The sequence below is a fragment of the Paraburkholderia sp. ZP32-5 genome, assembly GCF_021390495.1.
Lineage (GTDB): Bacteria > Pseudomonadota > Gammaproteobacteria > Burkholderiales > Burkholderiaceae > Paraburkholderia.
Genome location: NZ_JAJEJP010000002.1, coordinates 2,842,166 through 2,861,164, shown reverse-complemented (window position 1 = coordinate 2,861,164; position 18,999 = coordinate 2,842,166). Strand labels below are relative to the sequence as shown.

Annotated in this window: 16 protein-coding genes; 9 read left to right on the top strand and 7 right to left on the bottom strand. The window is 64.0% G+C overall.

Going from position 1 to position 18,999, the window contains the following annotated elements:
• Positions 1-137 precede the first annotated feature (137 nt).
• Entirely contained in the window at positions 138-536 is a 399-nt protein-coding gene (locus L0U82_RS31545; RefSeq protein ID WP_442793687.1) for a hypothetical protein, read from the bottom strand.
• Positions 537-725: 189 nt separating this feature from the next.
• Between L0U82_RS31545 and L0U82_RS31540 the strand changes: the two genes are divergently transcribed.
• On the top strand, positions 726-2,252 hold the full coding sequence (locus L0U82_RS31540) for an AMP nucleosidase (protein WP_233837575.1): 1,527 nt from the start codon (positions 726-728) through the stop codon (positions 2,250-2,252).
• Between the two features lie 124 nt (positions 2,253-2,376).
• On the opposite strand, the gene L0U82_RS31535 is transcribed toward L0U82_RS31540, so the two are convergent.
• The 3 genes from L0U82_RS31535 to L0U82_RS31525 form a co-directional block, all read right to left on the bottom strand.
• Positions 2,377-2,907: a chromate transporter gene (locus L0U82_RS31535; protein WP_233837140.1), complete on the bottom strand. Its 531-nt coding sequence runs from the start codon at positions 2,905-2,907 to the stop codon at positions 2,377-2,379.
• Positions 2,904-3,473 carry a chromate transporter gene (locus tag L0U82_RS31530; protein ID WP_233837138.1) on the bottom strand — a complete coding sequence of 190 codons (570 nt, stop codon included), beginning with the start codon at positions 3,471-3,473 and terminating at the stop codon, positions 2,904-2,906. Before L0U82_RS31530 ends, L0U82_RS31535 begins: the two co-directional genes overlap by 4 nt.
• A gap of 195 nt (positions 3,474-3,668) precedes the next feature.
• The gene (locus L0U82_RS31525; protein ID WP_233837136.1) at positions 3,669-4,412 is read right to left on the bottom strand and encodes a TIGR00730 family Rossman fold protein; all 744 of its coding nucleotides are present in this window, start codon (positions 4,410-4,412) and stop codon (positions 3,669-3,671) included.
• A 1-nt stretch (position 4,413) separates the two neighbouring features.
• On the opposite strand from L0U82_RS31525, the gene polA reads away from it, so the two are divergent.
• The 3 genes from polA to L0U82_RS31510 all read left to right on the top strand — a co-directional run bounded on the left by polA (position 4,414) and on the right by L0U82_RS31510 (position 9,683).
• Complete coding sequence (gene polA, locus L0U82_RS31520; RefSeq protein ID WP_233837134.1) at positions 4,414-7,155, top strand: DNA polymerase I; 2,742 nt, start codon at positions 4,414-4,416, stop codon at positions 7,153-7,155.
• A gap of 157 nt (positions 7,156-7,312) precedes the next feature.
• Complete coding sequence (locus L0U82_RS31515) at positions 7,313-8,662, top strand: NAD(P)/FAD-dependent oxidoreductase (RefSeq protein ID WP_233837132.1); 1,350 nt, start codon at positions 7,313-7,315, stop codon at positions 8,660-8,662.
• A gap of 91 nt (positions 8,663-8,753) precedes the next feature.
• Positions 8,754-9,683: a dienelactone hydrolase family protein gene (locus L0U82_RS31510; RefSeq protein ID WP_233837131.1), complete on the top strand. Its 930-nt coding sequence runs from the start codon at positions 8,754-8,756 to the stop codon at positions 9,681-9,683.
• A 143-nt stretch (positions 9,684-9,826) separates the two neighbouring features.
• On the opposite strand, the gene L0U82_RS31505 is transcribed toward L0U82_RS31510, so the two are convergent.
• Both L0U82_RS31505 and L0U82_RS31500 read right to left on the bottom strand, forming a co-directional pair.
• A complete protein-coding gene (locus L0U82_RS31505; protein ID WP_233837130.1) occupies positions 9,827-10,696 on the bottom strand; it encodes a sulfurtransferase in 870 nt (289 codons plus the stop codon).
• Between the two features lie 146 nt (positions 10,697-10,842).
• Positions 10,843-11,949, bottom strand: a complete 1,107-nt coding sequence (locus L0U82_RS31500) for an aromatic ring-hydroxylating oxygenase subunit alpha (protein ID WP_233837129.1) — start codon at positions 11,947-11,949, stop codon at positions 10,843-10,845.
• A gap of 320 nt (positions 11,950-12,269) precedes the next feature.
• On the opposite strand from L0U82_RS31500, the gene L0U82_RS31495 reads away from it, so the two are divergent.
• The 4 genes from L0U82_RS31495 (at position 12,270) to folE2 (ending at position 16,506) form a co-directional block, all read left to right on the top strand.
• The gene (locus L0U82_RS31495) at positions 12,270-12,590 is read left to right on the top strand and encodes an exodeoxyribonuclease VII small subunit (RefSeq protein ID WP_233837128.1); all 321 of its coding nucleotides are present in this window, start codon (positions 12,270-12,272) and stop codon (positions 12,588-12,590) included.
• Positions 12,587-13,468: a polyprenyl synthetase family protein gene (locus L0U82_RS31490; RefSeq protein ID WP_233837127.1), complete on the top strand. Its 882-nt coding sequence runs from the start codon at positions 12,587-12,589 to the stop codon at positions 13,466-13,468. Before L0U82_RS31495 ends, L0U82_RS31490 begins: the two co-directional genes overlap by 4 nt.
• 87 nt (positions 13,469-13,555) lie before the next feature.
• A complete protein-coding gene (gene dxs, locus L0U82_RS31485; protein WP_233837126.1) occupies positions 13,556-15,463 on the top strand; it encodes a 1-deoxy-D-xylulose-5-phosphate synthase in 1,908 nt (635 codons plus the stop codon).
• A gap of 236 nt (positions 15,464-15,699) precedes the next feature.
• On the top strand, positions 15,700-16,506 hold the full coding sequence (gene folE2, locus L0U82_RS31480; protein ID WP_233837125.1) for a GTP cyclohydrolase FolE2: 807 nt from the start codon (positions 15,700-15,702) through the stop codon (positions 16,504-16,506).
• A gap of 108 nt (positions 16,507-16,614) precedes the next feature.
• On the opposite strand, the gene tsaD is transcribed toward folE2, so the two are convergent.
• Positions 16,615-17,643 carry a tRNA (adenosine(37)-N6)-threonylcarbamoyltransferase complex transferase subunit TsaD gene (gene tsaD / locus L0U82_RS31475; protein ID WP_233837124.1) on the bottom strand — a complete coding sequence of 343 codons (1,029 nt, stop codon included), beginning with the start codon at positions 17,641-17,643 and terminating at the stop codon, positions 16,615-16,617.
• 121 nt (positions 17,644-17,764) lie between these two features.
• On the opposite strand from tsaD, the gene L0U82_RS31470 reads away from it, so the two are divergent.
• On the top strand, positions 17,765-18,982 hold the full coding sequence (locus L0U82_RS31470; RefSeq protein WP_233837123.1) for an NAD(P)/FAD-dependent oxidoreductase: 1,218 nt from the start codon (positions 17,765-17,767) through the stop codon (positions 18,980-18,982).
• Positions 18,983-18,999: the final 17 nt, after the last annotated feature.

The window sequence follows — 18,999 nt, the reverse complement described above, 5'->3', positions numbered from 1 at the left end:
ACGCGGCAAGTGCGGCATCGCTACGCCACTTTTACCGCCGGGTTACAGCCGTGTAACCGGAATCACGCTCAGCGACAAGGTGCGAGCCTCGCCAGCCCGCGGCGACAGCCGTTGCCGGCGCGCCGCTCATGCATCGATCAATAGTGCAGATTCACCGAAGGGTAACGCGTGCTCGGACGGCCGCTGTCGTGGACAGTGGGTGATGTATCGAGCGGCGCGCTCATCTGATAACGGGTGCCGAAGTTCGATTGCACGTTGATTTCGACCGGCTTGCCCTTGTCGCGGTATTCGGTGATCTCGGTACCGTTTGGGCTGACTTCGTGAAAGCTTGGCGTGCGCGGAACGTTGTTGATGTCGACCTTCGAGCTGACCTCCGCTGCCGGACGGTTGATCTTGTCCAGGTCCGGCAGACCGGCCCGTTCGTTGGCGGACTGGGGCGCGTCGGCTGGCGGCGGCTCGTCGACGGGCTGGGCAGCCATCGCGGCGCTGCCGAAGGCGAAAGCCAGCGCGGCGGCGATGGGGAGGAGCGGCTTCATGGTGATTCTCCGAGTGGGTGCCCGGATTCTAGCAAATCCGGCCTGGCGTACGGGCGCGAAGCCTTATTTTGCGCCGCTTTCGCGCAACATGCGCGGGCGTCGCGCGAACCGTGTTGCAAGTGCGGTGAGGCCCGTTTGGCGGCGGCGAGTTCCGTGGTAAGGTCGTCTCACCTATAGGGGTGAACGATGATGAACAACGATATCAATCAGCGCGCGGTACAGACTCCCGCCAACAGCTTCCCAACCGAGGGCTTCGACGACGCAGCCGAGGCCGTCACCCGCCTCTCCGCGATTTACGAGGCAAATACATCGTTCCTGCGCGACGCGTTCGCGCGCTATCGCCGCAACGAGCTGTTCGAGCATCGCGTGCGCGCGTGCTATCCGTTCGTGCGAGTGCGCACCGACGTCAACACGCACGTCGACTCGCGCCGCTCGTACGGTTTCGTCGCCGGGCCGGGCGTGTTCGAGACGACCGTCACGCGGCCCGATCTGTTCGGCAACTACTATCGCGAGCAACTGCGGCTGCTCGCGAAGAACCACCATGTGCAGATCGAGGTCGGCGTGTCCGATCAGCCGATCCCGATTCACTTCGCGTTCGCCGAGGGCATTCACCTCGAAGGCGATCTCGACCGCGAGCGCCTGTTCCTGATGCGCGACATCTTCGACACGCCGGACCTCGCGCTGCTCGACGACCGCATCGTCAACGGCACGTATGAGCCGATGCCCGGCGAGCCGCATCCGCTCGCGCTGTTCACGGCGGCGCGCGTCGATTTTTCGCTGCACCGGCTCAAGCACTACACGGCAACCGCGCCGACGCACGTGCAGAACTACGTGCTGTACACGAACTATCAGTTCTATATCGACGAATTCGTCAAGCTCGGCCGCAACATGATGGCCCATACCGACGACGAGGAATTGCGCGCGTACCGCAGCGAATACACGTCGTTCGTCGAACCCGGCGATGTGATCACATACAACGAGAATCTCGGCGAACAGGCGCAGGAGGGCACGCCGCCGCCGCGTCTGCCGCAGATGCCCGCGTATCACCTGAAGCGCGCGGACGGCAGCGGCATCACGATGGTCAATATCGGCGTCGGGCCGTCGAACGCGAAGACGATCACCGATCACATTGCGGTGCTGCGTCCGCATGCGTGGATCATGCTTGGCCACTGCGCGGGGTTGCGCAACACGCAGCGTCTGGGCGACTACGTGCTGGCGCACGGCTATGTGCGCGAGGATCACGTGCTCGACGCCGATCTGCCGCTGTGGGTGCCGATTCCGGCGCTCGCCGAGGTGCAGGTCGCGCTCGAGCGCGCGGTCGCGCAGGTCACGCAGCTCGACGGCGCGGAGTTGAAGCGCGTGATGCGCACGGGCACCGTCGCGAGCGTCGACAATCGCAACTGGGAGCTGCGCGATCATCGCGAACCGGTGCAGCGGCTGTCTCAAAGCCGCGCGATCGCGCTCGATATGGAAAGCGCGACGATCGCCGCGAACGGCTTCCGCTTCCGCGTGCCTTACGGCACTTTGTTATGTGTGTCGGACAAGCCGCTGCATGGCGAACTGAAACTGCCGGGCATGGCGGATCAGTTCTATCGCGCGCAGGTCGATCAACATCTGCAGATCGGCGTGAAGGCGATGGAGCTGTTGCGTATGAACGGGCTGCATCGTTTGCATAGCCGCAAGTTGCGTAGTTTTGCCGAGGTGGCGTTTCAGTAAAAGAAAGGGTGTGCCTCAGAGACGCGCAGGCGAGCTGGCCGCTTGCCTGCGCGTTGTCGTTGTTCATGCATCGACGGTCTAGACGTCGGTCGGCCGGCTCGCGCAGCCTCTGCCGGCTCGTGCCTCACATCTGCCCGAACCCGGTCAGCCCGATCAAGCTGCCGGCCGCCAGCAGCCACAGCGGATGAATGCGCGTTTTCGTCGCCATCACGGCGGTGAACGCGGTGATCGCCCACGCGATCGCGGTCGGGTTCGACGCTCGCGCGATCACCGCCGCACTGGCCGCGACGATGCCGGCCGTCACCGGCACGAGGCCGAGCTGCGCATAGCGCCGCCACGGCCGGTCCTTGAAGCGATCCCACGCATGCAGCGCGAGAATCGTCACCACCGATGACGGTCCGAACTTCGCAATCGACGTCACCAGCATGCCGGCCCAGCCGGCCACATGCCAGCCGACCAGCGTAACGACCATCAGGTTCGGGCCGGGCGCGGCCTGCGCGAGCGCGAACAGCGCGCTGAATTCGCTGGCCGGCATCCAGTGATGCACGTCGACCACCTGCCGCTGCATCTCCGGAAGAATCGTATTGCCGCCGCCGAACGCGAGCAGCGAAAGCTGGCTGAAAATGACGGCGAGCGAAACGAGCGTGTCGTTCATCGCGCGCTCCTCGCGGCAAAGTAGATGCTGAGCGGCGTGAGCACCAGCATCGTCGGTAACAGCGGCAGCCGCGCAATCGCGATCGCGACAAAGCCAAGCACCGCGATCAGCGCGGCCATCGGTTTGTCGCGCAACGGCAGCACGATCTTGATTGCCATCGAGATCAGCAGGCCCGAGGCCGCCGCGGCAAGTCCCGCGAACAGATGGCGCACGCGCGGATCGTTCTGCGTGTGTTCATACAGCACGCCAAGCCCGATCACGATCAGCGAAGGCCCGGCGATCAGTCCGAGCAACCCGGCGAGCGCGCCGGGCACGCCGCGAAAGCGCATGCCCATCGCGACCGAAAGATTAATGACATTGCCGCCCGGCAGAAATTGACAGAGGCCGAGCAGGTCCGTGAATTCCTCGGCGGTGAGCCAGCGGCGTCGTTCGACGAGCGCGCGGTACGCAAGCGGCAGTGCGCCGCCGAATGAAATCAGCCCGAGGCTGAGAAAGCCGCCGAAGATTTCCCGCAACGTCGGCGTGGGCGCCAGCGCGGACTCGGGCGAGGTGAGTTCGTTGTTCATGTTGTTCAAACCGCGGAGCTTCGGGTACAAGCCCAGCAGGTTAGCGCCGAACGCGCGGCGAGCAAAACGATTTTTACGAGATTTTTATTCGAGCGCTAATGATCGTAAGCGCGCTGCAAACTGGCCGACAAAACGAAAACGGGCAGCCCGAAGGCTGCCCGCTGGAAATTACCTCGCCGCTTGCGCGACGCGATCTCACAAATAGAACATCCTGTCCTCATCCGACTTCACCGGATGCTGGTCGCCTTCCTCGCGGTCTTCATAGAACTTCAGCACCGCTTCGAGTACCTGGTCCGGATTGTCGATGACCTGCATCAGATCGATATCGGTCGGGTTGATCAGGCCCATCGGAATCAGCGAACTCTTGAACCACGCGAGCAGGCCTTCCCAGAACTCGGCGCCGACCAGAATGATCGGCACATGCCGCGACTTCTTGGTTTGAATCAGCGTGAGCACTTCGGCGAGTTCGTCGAGTGTGCCGAAGCCACCCGGCATCACGATCACCGCGTCGGAGTTCTTGACGAAGGTGACTTTGCGCGTGAAGAAATGGCGGAAGCGCAGCGAGATGTCCTGCCACTGGTTGCCCGATTGCTCGTGCGGCAACTCGATGTTCAGACCGACCGACGGCGCCTTGCCCGCATGCGCGCCTTTGTTGGCTGCTTCCATGATGCCGGGGCCGCCGCCGGAGATCACGGCGAAGCCCGCGTCCGACAGCTTGCGCGCGATTTGGGTAGCGAGTTTGTAGTACGGCGAGTTCGGTTTCAGGCGCGCCGAACCATAGATGCTGACCGCCGGGCGAATCTCCGACAGGTACTCGGTGGCCTCGATAAACTCTGCCATAATCGTGAACATCTGCCACGATGCGCGGGCTTTTTTGGCCGTTGCGCGCTCTTGATCTGCGAGCGATCGCAGACTCGGAATCACTTTTCTCTTAGTCATAATGCCTGAAGAACGAAGCCTTGAAGGTAAGACCCTGCTGTTGGTCGACGGTTCGAGTTATCTGTACCGGGCCTACCATGCGATGCCCGATTTGCGCGGCCCCGAAGGTGGTCCGACAGGTGCGCTCTACGGGATGATCAATATGCTGCGGCGCATGCGCAAGGAAGTCACAGCAGAGTATAGCGCGTGCGTGTTCGACGCCAAGGGCAAAACGTTTCGCGACGACTGGTATCCCGACTATAAGGCGAACCGCCCTTCGATGCCGGAAGATCTGTCGCGTCAGATCGAGCCGATTCACGTCGCGGTGCGCGCGCTCGGCTGGCCGTTGCTGATGATCGAACGCGTCGAAGCCGACGACGTGATCGGCACGCTGTGCACCGAGGCGGAAAAGCTCGGCATGAACGTGGTCGTGTCGACGGGCGACAAGGACCTCGCGCAGCTCGTGTCGGAGCGCGTCACGCTGGTCAATACGATGACCAACGAAACGCTCGATCGTGACGGCGTGATCGCGAAGTTCGGCGTGCCGCCGGAGCGCATCATCGACTATCTGTCGCTGATCGGCGATACCGTCGACAACGTGCCGGGCGTCGAGAAGTGCGGGCCGAAGACCGCGGTCAAGTGGCTCACGCAATACGATTCGCTCGATGGCGTCATCGAGCATGCGAGCGATATCAAAGGCGCGGTCGGCGACAATCTGCGCCGCGCGCTCGACTTCCTGCCGATGGCGCGCAAGCTCGTCACCGTCGAGCGTCATTGCGATCTGACCGGCCATATCGCGTCGATCGATGAAAGCCTCGTGAGCCGTCCGGAATCGCGCGAGGAATTGCGCGACGTGTTCACGCGCCACGGCTTCAAAACGTGGCTGCGCGAAGTGGAAATCGCCGATGCGGTCGAAGGCCCGGAAACCGATGTGCCGCCCGCGCTTACGGTCGATCAGGAACGGCACTACGACACCGTGCAGACGTGGGAGCAGTTCGACGCGTGGCTCGCGAAGATCAACGCGGCCGAGCTGACTTCGTTCGATACCGAGACCACGTCGCTCGATCCGATGACCGCGCAGATCGTCGGGCTGTCGCTCGCGGTGGAAGCGGGCCGCGCCGCGTATGTGCCGCTCGCGCATCGCGGCCCAGACGCGCCGGTGCAATTGCCGCGCGACGAAGTGCTCGCGAAGCTCAAACCGTGGCTCGAAAGCGAAGACCACAAGAAGGTCGGTCAGCATCTGAAGTACGACGAGCAGGTGCTCGCGAATTACGGCATCGAAATGCGCGGCGTCCAGCACGACACGCTGCTGCAATCGTATGTGCTCGAATCGCACCGCACGCACGACATGGACAGCCTCGCGCTGCGTCATCTCGGCGTGAAAACCATCAAGTACGAAGAGGTCTGCGGCAAGGGTGCGCAACAGATCGGCTTCGACGAAGTCGCACTCGACCAGGCCGCCGAATACGCGGCAGAAGACGCCGACATTACGTTGCGTTTGCATCAGGCGTTGTATCCGCAAGTTGCCGCGGAGAAGTCGCTTGAGTACGTGTATAGCGCAATCGAAGTGCCGACCTCGCGCGTGCTGCGCAAGATGGAGCGCACCGGCGTATTGATCGATGCGGAGAAGCTGCGTCAGCAAAGCAGCGAGATCGCCACCCGTCTGATCCAGCTCGAAGCGGAGGCATACGAGTTGGCCGGCGGCGAATTCAACCTCGGCTCGCCGAAGCAGATCGGCCAGATCTTCTTCGAGAAGCTCGAGTTGCCGGTCGTCAAGAAGACGCCGAGCGGCGCGCCTTCAACTGACGAAGAGGTGTTGCAGAAGCTCGCCGAAGACTATCCGCTGCCGAAGATCCTGCTCGAACACCGCGGTTTGTCCAAGCTGAAGTCGACCTATACCGACAAGCTGCCGCGCATGGTCAACGCGCAAACCGGCCGCGTGCATACGAACTACGCACAGGCCGTCGCGGTGACGGGGCGGCTCGCATCGAACGATCCGAACCTGCAGAACATTCCGGTGCGTACCGGCGAGGGCCGCCGCATTCGCGAGGCCTTCATCGCGCCGCCGGGGCACAAGCTCGTCTCCGCCGACTATTCGCAAATCGAGTTGCGCATCATGGCGCATATCTCCGGCGACGAATCGCTGATGCGCGCATTCTCGCAAGGCGAGGACATTCACCGCGCCACTGCGTCGGAAGTCTTTAACGTGACGCCGCTCGAAGTATCGAGCGATCAACGGCGTATCGCGAAGGTCATCAACTTCGGCTTGATCTATGGCATGAGCGCGTTCGGTCTCGCGTCGAATCTCGGCATTACGCGCGACGCGGCGAAGATGTATATCGACCGCTATTTCGCGCGTTATCCGGGCGTCGCTCGCTATATGGACGAGACACGTCTGAGCGCGAAAGCGAAGGGCTACGTCGAAACCGTATTCGGCCGCCGCCTATGGCTGCCGGAGATCAACGGCGGCAACGGCCCGCGTCGTCAGGCCGCCGAGCGCGCCGCGATCAACGCGCCGATGCAAGGCACCGCCGCCGACCTGATCAAGCTGTCGATGCTCGCCGTGCAGAAGTGGATCGAAGACTCGAACATCGGCACGCGCATGATCATGCAGGTACACGACGAACTGATTCTCGAAGTGCCGGACGCCGAATTGTCCGACGTACGTAAGCGCTTGCCGGAATTGATGTGCGGTGTCGCCGCGCTGAAGGTGCCGCTCGTCGCCGAGGTCGGCGCGGGTCTGAACTGGGAAGAAGCGCATTGACGCGCTCATGACACGCGCGCGATAACGTCGTGCGCATGTCACACATCTGTTTTGATGACTTGTGACAACCCGTGTGGGTCGAGGACAATCGTTTCGGACGGCGCATTGATGCGCAGCGTCGCGACGCATAATTCATCGGCTAACACGGAGAAGTTCAATGCATCGATTTATCGTCGTTGGCGGAGGTGCGGGCGGGCTGGAACTGGCGACACGCCTTGGCAATCGTTATGGCGCCAGCCGGCGCAATGGTGACGTGCAAGCCCAGGTCACACTGGTCGACCGTTACCCGACGCATATCTGGAAGCCGCTGCTGCATGAGGTGGCGGCGGGCAGCATGGACCCGTTCACGCAGGAGCTCGAATACGCGGCGCAGGCGCGCTGGCACGGCTTCGAGTTTCAGCAGGGCGAACTGGCCGGGCTCGATCGCGCGAACCGGCGCATCACATTGGGTGCCGTGCTCGACGACGACGGCGCCGAACTGCTGCCCGAACGGCAGCTCGAATACGACACGCTGGTCATCGCGATCGGCAGCACCACGGCCTTCTTCGGCGTAAAAGGCGCGGCCGAATTCTCCATTGCACTCGATACCGTCAACCAGGCTGAGCGTTTCCGCAAACGCCTGATCGCGGCATGCATGCGCGCCGAGCACCAGGTACATGAGCCTGTCGAATCCGGGCACGACGCATCGGCATCGGGCGAGCCGCGCATCCAGGTGGCGATTGTCGGCGGCGGCGCGACCGGGGTCGAACTGTCGGCGGAATTGCGCAATACCGCGCAGGTGCTGTCCGCGTATGGGCTGCACAAGCTCGACCCGCGTCACGACGTCGGTATCGTGCTGGTCGAGGCCGGGCCGCGCATTCTGCCGGCATTGCAGGAGCGTGTCTCGACTGCGACCGCGGACCTGCTCGTCAAGCTCGGCGTGAAGCTGATGACCGGCGAGACAGTCGCGGAGGTCGCGCCCGGCATCGTGCGCACCGCGAGCGGCAAGACCGTGCGCGCCGATCTGACCGTGTGGGCAGCGGGCATCAAGGCGCCGGCGGTGCTCGGCCAACTCGACGGGCTGCCGGTCAACCGGCTCGGCCAGCTGATCGTGCGCCGCACGCTGCAAACCGAAGTCGACGACAACATCTTCGCGCTCGGCGACTGCGCCGCGTGCGAGTGGCCCGGCAATGAGCGCAACGTGCCGCCGCGCGCGCAGGCCGCGCATCAGCAGGCGACTTTCCTGCTGAAGGCGATCGCGGCGCGGCTCGACAACAAGCCGCTGCCGGAATTCACGTATCGCGACTTCGGCTCGCTGGTGTCGCTCGGGCATTTCAGCGCGGTCGGCAATCTGATGGGCGGCGTGATCGGCGGCAACATGCTGATCGAAGGGCTGTTCGCGCGCTTCATGTACATGTCGCTGTACCGGCTGCACGTCGCCGCGCTGCACGGCTATCCGCGCATGGTGCTCGATACCTTCGCGCACTGGCTGCGGCGCACCACGCTGCCGCGCGTCAAACTGCACTGACGCGCGCGCTGCCCGCCTTCCAGGGGATCTGCAACGGGACGCGCACTTGGGCGTATCCTGTTGCCTCCTACAAATCCCCGAGGAGCGCCGCATGCTGAAACCCGAAATCGACAGCCTGGTCCCGCACGTTCCCTTCAACCGTCGTACCTTCATCAAGGCAGCGCTCGGCACCGGTTTCGCGGCGTCCGTGCTGCCGGTCTCGGCGCAAACCGTTCATACCGACAGCGACGGCCTCGAAGCCGGCGAAGTCGCGTTTCACTCCGGCGACACACTGGTGCCGGCCTATCGCGCGCAGCCCAAAGGCAAGACGCATCTACCGGTAATCCTCGTCGTGCATGAGATTTTCGGCGTGCATGAGCATATCGCCGACGTTTGCCGGCGTTTCGCGAAGCAGGGCTACCTGGCGATTGCGCCGAATCTGTACGAGCGCGAGGGTGATCCGACCGTCTATACGAGCATGCAGCAGTTGAATGAGCAACTGGTTAGCAAGGTGCCCGACGCGCAGGTGATGGCGGACCTCGACGCGGCCGCCGCATGGGCTGGCGAGAACGGCGGCGATCTGAACCGGCTTGGCGTGAACGGCTTCTGCTGGGGCGGGCGCATTGCGTGGCTGTATGCGGAGCACAATCCGCGCGTGAAGGCGGGCGTCGCCTGGTATGGACGCGTGACCGGCGCGAAGAATGCGAGGATGCCGGCCAACCCGCTCGACCGTGTCGCGGATCTGCATGCGCCGGTGCTGGGTCTATACGGGCGCCAGGATCAGAGCATTCCGCAGGACACGCTCGAGCAGATGAAGCAGGCGATTGCGCAAGGTCCGCAGGCGGGACGCGGCTCGCAGTTCGTCGTGTACGACGACGCGGGTCACGCGTTTTTCGCCGACTACCGGCCGAGCTACCGGAAGGCCGACGCGGAGGACGGCTGGCGTCGTGCGCTCGTGTGGTTCAAGCAGCATGGGGTGGCGGGAGATGGCACGCCGACTGTCGCGCATCGGCGAAAGGCCGCGAACGCCGACGCGAGCTGAGCTGACCGCAGGCTTCGACAAGATCGTCGCATCGCGTCCCGTTGATCCGACGAATGACGACAAAAAGGCCGTTGCCGCTTCGATGCGGCAACGGCCTTTTGTCTGACTGCCAGCGGCTATTTACCGTGGCGTTGGCTTTGGGTTCAAGGATTCGGTCCTGTCGCGATCGGGCGCTTCGGATCGGCACTCCATTCGCTCCACGATCCCGAGTACAACGCTGAGCCGTGCAGGCCGGCGATCTCCATCGCCAGCGAATTCACGCAGGCCGTCACGCCGGAGCCGCATTGCAGCACCACGTGTTCCGGTGGCGTATCGCCGAGCAGCGCGTGGAATTCCTCGCGCAGCGTATGCGCGGGCTTGAAGCGGCCATCGGCGGTGAGGTTGTCCTTGAAGAAGCGGTTGAGCGCGCCCGGGATGTGGCCGCCGACGCGATCGAGCGTCTCGTTTTCGCCGCGATAGCGATCGGCCGCGCGCGCATCGACCACGACGCGCTCCTTCGAGCCGAGATTGCGTTCGACCGTCTGCGCATCGACGGTGACGGCGAGCGGCGCGCCTGCGCTGAAGTCGCCTGTGTTTTGCGCGGGGGCGTCCTGGGTCAGTGGTTTGCCGGCGGCTTCCCACGCCTGCAGTCCGCCATCGAGCAGCGCGACCGCATCGTGTCCAAGCCAGCGCAGCAGCCACCAGACGCGCGCCGCGTACATGCCGCCTTGCGCGTCATACGCGACGACCTGCTGGCCTTGCTTGAGGCCGCGCGACTCGAGCGTCTCGACGAGCCGTGCGCGATCCGGTAGTGGATGGCGGCCGTTCGAGCCATCCTTCGGCCCGGATAGATCGCGGTCGAGATGCAGATAGTGCGCACCGGGCAGATGGCCGGCCAGATAGGCTTTCTCGCCCGCGTCGGTATCGGCGAGATCGAACCGGCAGTCGATGACGAACACGCTGGCCGGCGCGGCCGTGAGCCGCTCCGCGAGATTGGTCGCGGAGATCAGGGTGGTGTAGTGAGTGTGGGGCATGGTGACTCCTCGATGCGGGCGATGACGGCTCCGGCTGCACGCTCTCCAGCGCGCGGATAAGTGGCCGGTCTATCTCGGTAGTCTAAACAAAAAAGACGGGCCGAAGCCCGTCTCTTTGCGTTGGTACATGTGGCGATCGCGGTGACTCAGATCTTGCCGAGTTCGCGCCGTAGAAACTCGTGGAAGTGTTGCATGCCGTCTTCCATCGGGCTCTGATACGGGCCGACCTGCGACTCGCCGCGCTCCATCAGTGCGCGCCGCCCGGCGTCCATGCGCTCGGCGATCTCGTCGTCTTCGCGGGCCGTTTCCATATAGGCGGCGCGCTCGGCTTCGACGAAGTCGCGTTCGAACAGCGCGATTTCCTCGGGGTAATAGAACTCCACGACATTGGTGGTTTTCTGCGGCCCGCGCGGGATCAGCCACGACACGACCAGCACGTGCGGATACCACTCGATCATGATGCCGGGGTAGTACACCATCCAGATCGCGCCGAATTCGGGCGGATTGCCATCGCGGAAGCGCAGCACTTCATCGTGCCACTTGCGATAGGTCGGGCTGCCGGGCTGCTCGAGCGCCTTGTGCACGCCGACCGTCTGCACGCTGTACCAGTTGCCGAACTCCCACGTCAGGTCGTCGCAATTGACGAAGCTGCCGAGGCCCGGATGGAACGGCGCGACGTGATAGTCCTCCAGATAGACCTCGATGAAGGTCTTCCAGTTGTAGTTGCACTCGTGGACTTCGACGTGATCGAACATGAAGCCCGAGAAGTCGAAATGCCGGCTCGGGCCGAGACGGGCGAGATCTTTCGCGACGTTGCGTCCCTGTGCTTCGAACAACAGCCCCTGCCAGTTCTGCAGCGGCGTTGCGCCGAGGTTCAGGCACGGGTTGTCGGCGAAATGGGGTGCGCCGAGCAGCTCGCCCTTCAGATCGTACGTCCAGCGATGCAGCGGACAGACGATGTTTTGTGTCTGACCGCGGCCGTTGAGCATGATGGCTTGCCGGTGGCGGCACACGTTCGACAGCAGCTGGACTTCCGATTGCTGGTTACGAACGAGCACCCGCCCCTCGCGTTCGCTGGGCAAGGCAAAATAATCCCCCGCTTCGGGCACCATCAGATCGTGACCGATGTAGCGAGGACCTTTCTTGAAAAGGGTGTCGATTTCGCGCGTAAGAAGCGCTTCGTCAAAGTAAGCCGTGACTGGCAGCTGGCTGTGAACAGACCGCAACTGCAATGCATTGCTCAGATTGGACATTCCCACTCCCGATGAAGACGTGAAAGCAGTGAACAACCCAACCATCGAAGATTCGATTTAGGGAACCGGCGATTATACCCGTTTCCCCTCTGCTGGGGCACTTAAGTATCTGATTTGGGTTAAAAATGCCAGGAAAGTTCGGCATTTTCGCCGCAGACCTAGCCGCTTTTTTCTGCGAGACTTCGGGGTCGAAGCAGCGAAAAAGCGGGCTGAAGGCGAGGTCGAACCGAAGTGGGGCGCCGCCGCGCAGGCTGGCAAGCGGGTCGGAAACGGCGCTTTTGCCGTAGAATGTCCGACTTGTTTTAATTTTGCGACTATTCATGGCGAAGACTGCATCGAAAGATACCGCCGGTATCGCCGCCGCGCCAGCCGAAGGCGGTGATATCGCGCCGCTGCCCGAGAACTACGAGGCCGCGCAGGCGGAACTCGAAGAACTCGTCGCGCGCATGGAAGGCGGTAGCTTGAGCCTCGAGGAATCGTTGGCTGCGTATCGCCGCGGAGCGGCGCTTGTCGCATTCTGTCAACAGCAGCTCGAGAAGGTCGAGCAGCAGGTGCGCATACTCGATGGCGAGACGCTCAAGCCTCTGCCCATGAATACCGCAGGCACAGCCGCTACTGAAAGCGGGGACGACGATCTATGACATTCGAACAATGGATGCGCTCGGTGCTCGAACGCGTCGAAACGGCGCTCGATCACTATCTGCCCGCTGAGGCGACCGAACCCGGCACGCTGCATCAGGCGATGCGCTACGCGGTGCTTGGCGGCGGCAAGCGCGTGCGGCCGCTGCTGTGCCACGCGGCCGGCGAACTGACCGGCGCGCGCGCCGAATGCATCGACGCGGCGTCGGCGGCATTGGAAATGATCCACGTGTACTCGCTGGTCCACGATGACATGCCGTGCATGGACGACGACGAACTGCGCCGCGGCAAGCCCACGGTCCACGTCAAGTATGACGAAGCGACCGCGCTGCTGGTCGGCGACGCGCTGCAATCGCAGGCATTCGTCGTGCTCACCTCTGATGTTTTGGCGGCGCAGCAGCAGGCGTCGCTGGTGCGCGAACTGGCGCTCGCGAGCGGTTCGATCGGCATGTGCGGGGGCCAGGCGATCGATCTTGCCAGCGTTGGCCATACGCTCACGCGTGCGCAGCTCGAAACCATGCATCGTATGAAGACCGGCGCATTGCTGCGCGCGGCGGTGCGCATGGGCGCGCTGGCTGGTGAGGCGCCGAGCGCCGATGCGATGCGCTCGCTCGACGCCTACGCCGCCGCGATCGGCCTCGCGTTCCAGGTCGTCGACGACATTCTCGATGTCACGACCGATTCCGCGACGCTCGGCAAGACCGCCGGCAAGGACGCGAAGGACGGCAAGCCGACCTACGTGTCGATTATCGGGCTCGACGCGTCGCGCGCTCTCGCGGCGCAACTGCGCAGCGACGCTCACGCCGCGCTCGCGCCGTTCGGCGCGCGCGCGCAGCGTCTTGCCGAACTGGCCGACCTGGTGGTGAACCGGGTCAGCTGAACGCGAAAGCCCGCCGCCGCGCACCCTCCATCCCCGGGGTGCATGTATGAAGTGCGGGCGCGTAAGTTTTCCTACAATGGAACGACGATGTACGACTTGCTGAAAACCATCGACGACCCGGCAGCCCTGCGCCGCCTCGATCGCCGCCAATTGCAACCGCTTGCCGACGAGTTGCGCGCTTTTGTGCTCGACAGCGTATCGCAGACGGGTGGCCATCTTTCGTCCAACCTCGGCACGGTCGAGTTGACCATTGCTCTGCATTATGTGTTCGACACGCCGCACGACCGGATCGTCTGGGACGTCGGCCATCAAACCTATCCGCACAAGATCCTGACGGGCCGCCGCGACCAGATGCACACGCTGCGTCAACTGGGCGGCATCTCGGGCTTCCCGAAACGCGACGAATCGGAATACGACACGTTCGGCACCGCGCACTCGAGCACGTCGATTTCGGCTGCGCTCGGCATGGCGGTCGCGAGCAAGCTGCAGGGTGACAACCGCATGGGCATCGCCGTGATCGGCGACGGCGCGATGACGGCCGGTATGGCCTTCGAGGCCATGAACAACGCGGGCGTCGAAGACGACGTGCCGCTGCTCGTGATCCTCAACGACAACGACATGTCGATCTCGCCGCCGGTCGGCGCGCTGAATCGCCATCTCGCGCGCCTGATGTCGGGCCGTTTCTACGCGGCCGCGCGTGCCGGCGTCGAACGCGTGCTGCGCGTCGCGCCGCCGGTGCTCGATCTCGCGCGCAAGCTCGAAGAGCACGCGAAGGGCATGATCGTGCCGGCTACGCTGTTCGAGGAGTTCGGCTTCAACTACATCGGCCCGATCGACGGTCACGATCTCGACTCGCTGATCCCGACGCTGCAGAACATCAAGGAACTGCGCGGTCCGCAATTCCTGCACGTCGTCACGAAGAAAGGTCAGGGCTACAAGCTGGCCGAGGCCGACCCGGTGCTGTATCACGGTCCGGGCAAGTTCAATCCGGCCGAAGGCATCAAGCCGGCCGCGACGCCGTCGAAGAAGACCTACACGCAGGTATTCGGCGAATGGCTGTGCGATGCCGCCGAACTCGATTCGCGGGTAGTCGGCATTACGCCGGCTATGCGCGAAGGCTCGGGCCTCGTCGAGTTCGAAAAGCGCTTCCCGGACCGCTATTTCGATGTCGGTATCGCCGAGCAGCATGCGGTGACGTTCGCCGGCGGTCTCGCCGCTGACGGCATGAAGCCGGTCGTCGCGATCTACTCGACCTTCCTGCAACGCGCGTACGATCAATTGATCCACGACGTCGCGCTGCAAAATCTGCCGGTGGTGTTCGCAATCGACCGCGCGGGCCTCGTCGGCGCTGACGGCGCAACGCACGCGGGCGCATACGACCTCGCGTTCATGCGCTGCATCCCGAACATGACCGTGATGGCGCCGTCGGACGAAAACGAGTGCCGGCAGATGCTGTACACCGCATTGCAGCAGCCGAACCCGACAGCGGTGCGCTATCCGCGTGGCGCAGGCACCGGCGTTGCAACGGTCAAGCAGATGGCCGCACTGCCGATCGGCAAGGGCGAAGTGCGTCGGGAAACCTCGGCGCCTGCCGGCAAGCGCATCGCGATTCTCGCGTTCGGCACGATGGTCGCGCCGTCGCTCGCCGCAGCCGAGCAACTCGATGCGACGGTCGCCAACATGCGCTTCGTGAAGCCGCTCGACACCGAACTCGTGCGCCGGCTGGCTGAAACGCACGATGCAATCGTCACTGTCGAGGAAGGTTGCATCATGGGTGGCGCGGGTTCGGCCTGCGTCGAAGCCCTGCTCGAGAGTGGGGTTATGCGACCCGTACTACAATTGGGCCTCCCTGACCGGTTCATCGATCATGGGGACCCGGCCAAGCTGCTCGCCGCGTGTGGTCTCGACGCCGCGGGTATCGCCCGGTCGATCCGCGAACGCTTCCTTACGAGCGGCGCGGTCGGCGGTCAATCGTCGGTGAAGCGCGTCGCGTAAAGCGCTGTCGCTGTCGTACCGCTCGATGCCGTCGTCATGCGACGGCGGTTCCGGTAATTTCCAGTTTGAATCGACGGGCGTTGCAGCCCGTCACCCAACGCCGGCAGGAGCCGGCGTTCGCCGTTGCGCGCGCTGATCCGCACGGCCGCTGGGCGCCTCGAATCTGTCGTTGCGCGGCAGTCCCCGATGCAGCGAACCCTTGGGGTGGCCCGGCGTTTTCCAGAAAGGACAAAAAGATGAATCAGATGAACCCCGCCTTTGTGATGCCCGACGTGCAGAGTACGCCCGACACGCGCCAGATCCCGATTCAACGGGTTGGCGTGAAGGGTGTGCGCCATCCGCTGACGGTGCGTACGCAAGCCGGTGACGTGCAGCCGACGGTCGGTACATGGAATCTCGACGTGCATCTGCCGGCTGATCAGAAGGGCACGCATATGTCGCGTTTCGTCGCGCTGCTCGAAGAGAACAAGGCACCGCTCGACGCAGCAGCGTTCCGCGCGATGCTCGCGACGATGCTCGAAAAGCTCGAGGCCGAGGCGGGCCGCATCGAGGTTTCATTTCCGTACTTCGTGAACAAGACCGCGCCGGTATCGGGCGTGCAAAGCCTGCTCGACTACGAAGTCACGCTGACGGGCGACACGCGCAACGGCGCTACGCGGCTGTTCCTGAAAGTGCTGGTGCCGGTCACGAGCCTGTGCCCGTGCTCGAAGAAAATCTCGCAGTACGGCGCGCACAATCAACGCTCGCATGTCACGATCGACGCTGAGTTCAACGGCGACGTTGCAGTGGAAGAGCTGGTGCGCATCGCCGAGGAAGAGGCGTCGTGCGAACTGTGGGGCCTGCTCAAGCGCCCGGACGAGAAGTTCGTCACCGAGCGTGCGTATGAGAATCCGAAGTTCGTCGAAGACCTCGTGCGTGACGTCGCGCAGCGTCTGAATGCGGATCAGCGCATCGTCGCGTATGTGCTCGAGGCCGAGAACTTCGAGTCGATTCACAATCACAGCGCGTATGCGGTGATCGAGCGGGATAAGCGGGTGAACTGAGAATTGGCTGGACGCATGCGCCGCTTCGCTGCGAGCGCATCGATGCATAAAAAAAGCCGCTTTGATAAGCGGCTTTTTTATTGGGCTGGCGCCACGGCTCGAATCGATTCAGTGCGCGAGCGAGGTTAGATCCCAGCGCGGCTTCACGGTGAACGCGTAGTCGTTGCCGGCCTGCTCGGGCCAGCGCTGCAAGCGCAAGGCGCCGGCTAGCGCGATCATCGCGCCGTTGTCCGTGCATAGCGACAGGTCCGGGTAGTGCACATAGAAGTTGCGCTTTTGCGCGGCGGCCGACAGCGCTTCGCGCAACTGCCGGTTTGCGCCGACACCCCCCGCTACCACGAGCCGGTTCAGCTTCGTGCGCTTGAGCGCCGCGAGCGACTTCGCCGCCAGCACTTCGACTGCGGCATCGACGAACCCGCGCGCGAGATCGGCTTTCGCCTGCTCGCAGATATTCGCGCCGCCGAGCTTGTTCGCATGCGTGAGGACGGCGGTCTTCAGGCCGCTGAAACTGAAATCGAGGTCGCCCGAATGGAGCATCGGACGCGGCAGCACGACCGCGCCGGGCGTGCCGAATTCGGCCATGCGCGAGACTTCGGGGCCGCCCGGATAGCCGAGACCGAGCAACTTGGCGGTTTTGTCGAACGCTTCGCCGGCGGCGTCGTCGAGCGTTTCGCCGAGCGTCTCGTAGACGCCGACGTCGGTTACGCGCATCAACTGCGTATGGCCGCCCGACACCAGCAGTGCGACGAATGGGAACGGCGGCGGCTCATCGACCAGCAGCGGCGACAGCAGATGCCCCTCGAGATGATGGATGCCGACGGTTGGCTTGTCCCACGCCATCGCCAGCGAATTGGCGATGCTCGCGCCGACGAGCAGCGCGCCCGCGAGCCCCGGCCCTTGCGTGTAGGCGATCGCGTCGATGTCGCTTCGCGCCACCTTGGCGCGTTCCATCACCTCTTCGAGCAACGGCAGCGCGCGGCGGATATGGTCACGCGACGCAAGCTCCGGCACGACGCCGCCATACTCGCGGTGCATCGCAATCTGCGAATGCAATGCGTGCGCGAGCAGACCGCGCTCCGTGTCGTAGAGCGCGAGACCGGTTTCGTCACAGGAGCTTTCGATGCCGAGAACGAGCATGATGAATCGCTTTGAGCGGGCGCACGGACGCGCGCCGGAAAGTGAAAGGTAAGCCCAAAAGTATAGCAGCGCGGGCTTAGGGCCGCAGACGCCGCAAGTCCCGCGGGTACAATGCGGCCCCATGGAATCCTTCGATATCGTGGTGATCGGCGCGGGCGCGGCCGGCATGATGTGCGCGTCCGTGGCCGGGCAACTGGGCCGGCGCGTGGCGTTGATCGACCACTCGCAGCGTCTCGCGGAGAAAATCCGCATCTCCGGCGGCGGGCGCTGCAACTTCACGAATCTGTACGCGGGGCCGGCCAATTATCTGTCGGCGAATCCGCATTTCTGCCGTTCGGCGCTGGCGCGCTACACGCCGCGCGACTTTATGGCGCTGCTGAAGCGCTATCGCGTGACCTGGCATGAGAAGCACAAGGGGCAACTGTTCTGCGATCAGTCGAGCGATGCGGTCATCGACGTGTTGAAGAACGAATGCGACGTCGGCGGTGTCGCATGGCGTACGCCGCTGGCCGTCGACGAAGTGCGCCACGACGGACAGGGCCAGTTCATGCTCGGCACGTCGGCGGGGACGATCTCCGCACGCGCGCTGGTGATCGCAACAGGCGGCCTGTCGATCCCGAAGATCGGCGCGACCGATTTCGCGTACCGGCTCGCCAAGCAGTTCGGCCACAAACTGATCGACACCCGCCCCGCGCTGGTGCCGCTGACCTTCGCGCCGGCGGACTGGGAGCCGTTCGCGGCTCTGTCCGGCGTGTCGCTCGAGGTGCAGCTTGCGACCGGCAACAAAAAGACCGGCGCCGAATTCACCGAGGATCTGCTGCTCACGCACCGCGGCCTGTCGGGCCCGGGCGTCCTGCAGATCTCGAGTTATTGGCAGCCCGGTGAGCCGATCCACATCAATCTGCTGCCGGAGCGCGATGCCGCGTCCGCGCTGATCGACGCCAAAAGCGGCACGAAACGGCAGATTGCCAACCTGCTGTCCGAATGGGTGCCGCAGCGGCTCGCGCATGCGTGGCTCGACACCCACCAGGTAGCTGCCGACGCCCGCATGGCCGATCTGCCGGACAAGGCGCTGCGGCGCATCGGTGAGGCATTGTCGCGCTGGACGCTCACCCCGAACGGCACCGAGGGCTATCGCAAGGCCGAAGTGACGCGCGGCGGCGTCGACACGCGCGGTCTGTCGTCGTCGACGATGATGAGCGAGCGCGTTCCGGGCCTCTATTTCATCGGCGAGGCGGTGGACGTGACCGGCTGGCTCGGCGGCTACAATTTTCAGTGGGCTTGGGCCTCCGGTGTCGCGGCTGGCGAGGCCGCCGCGGAGTATGCGCGGGGGGCTTGACGGCGCGGTAGCTTTGT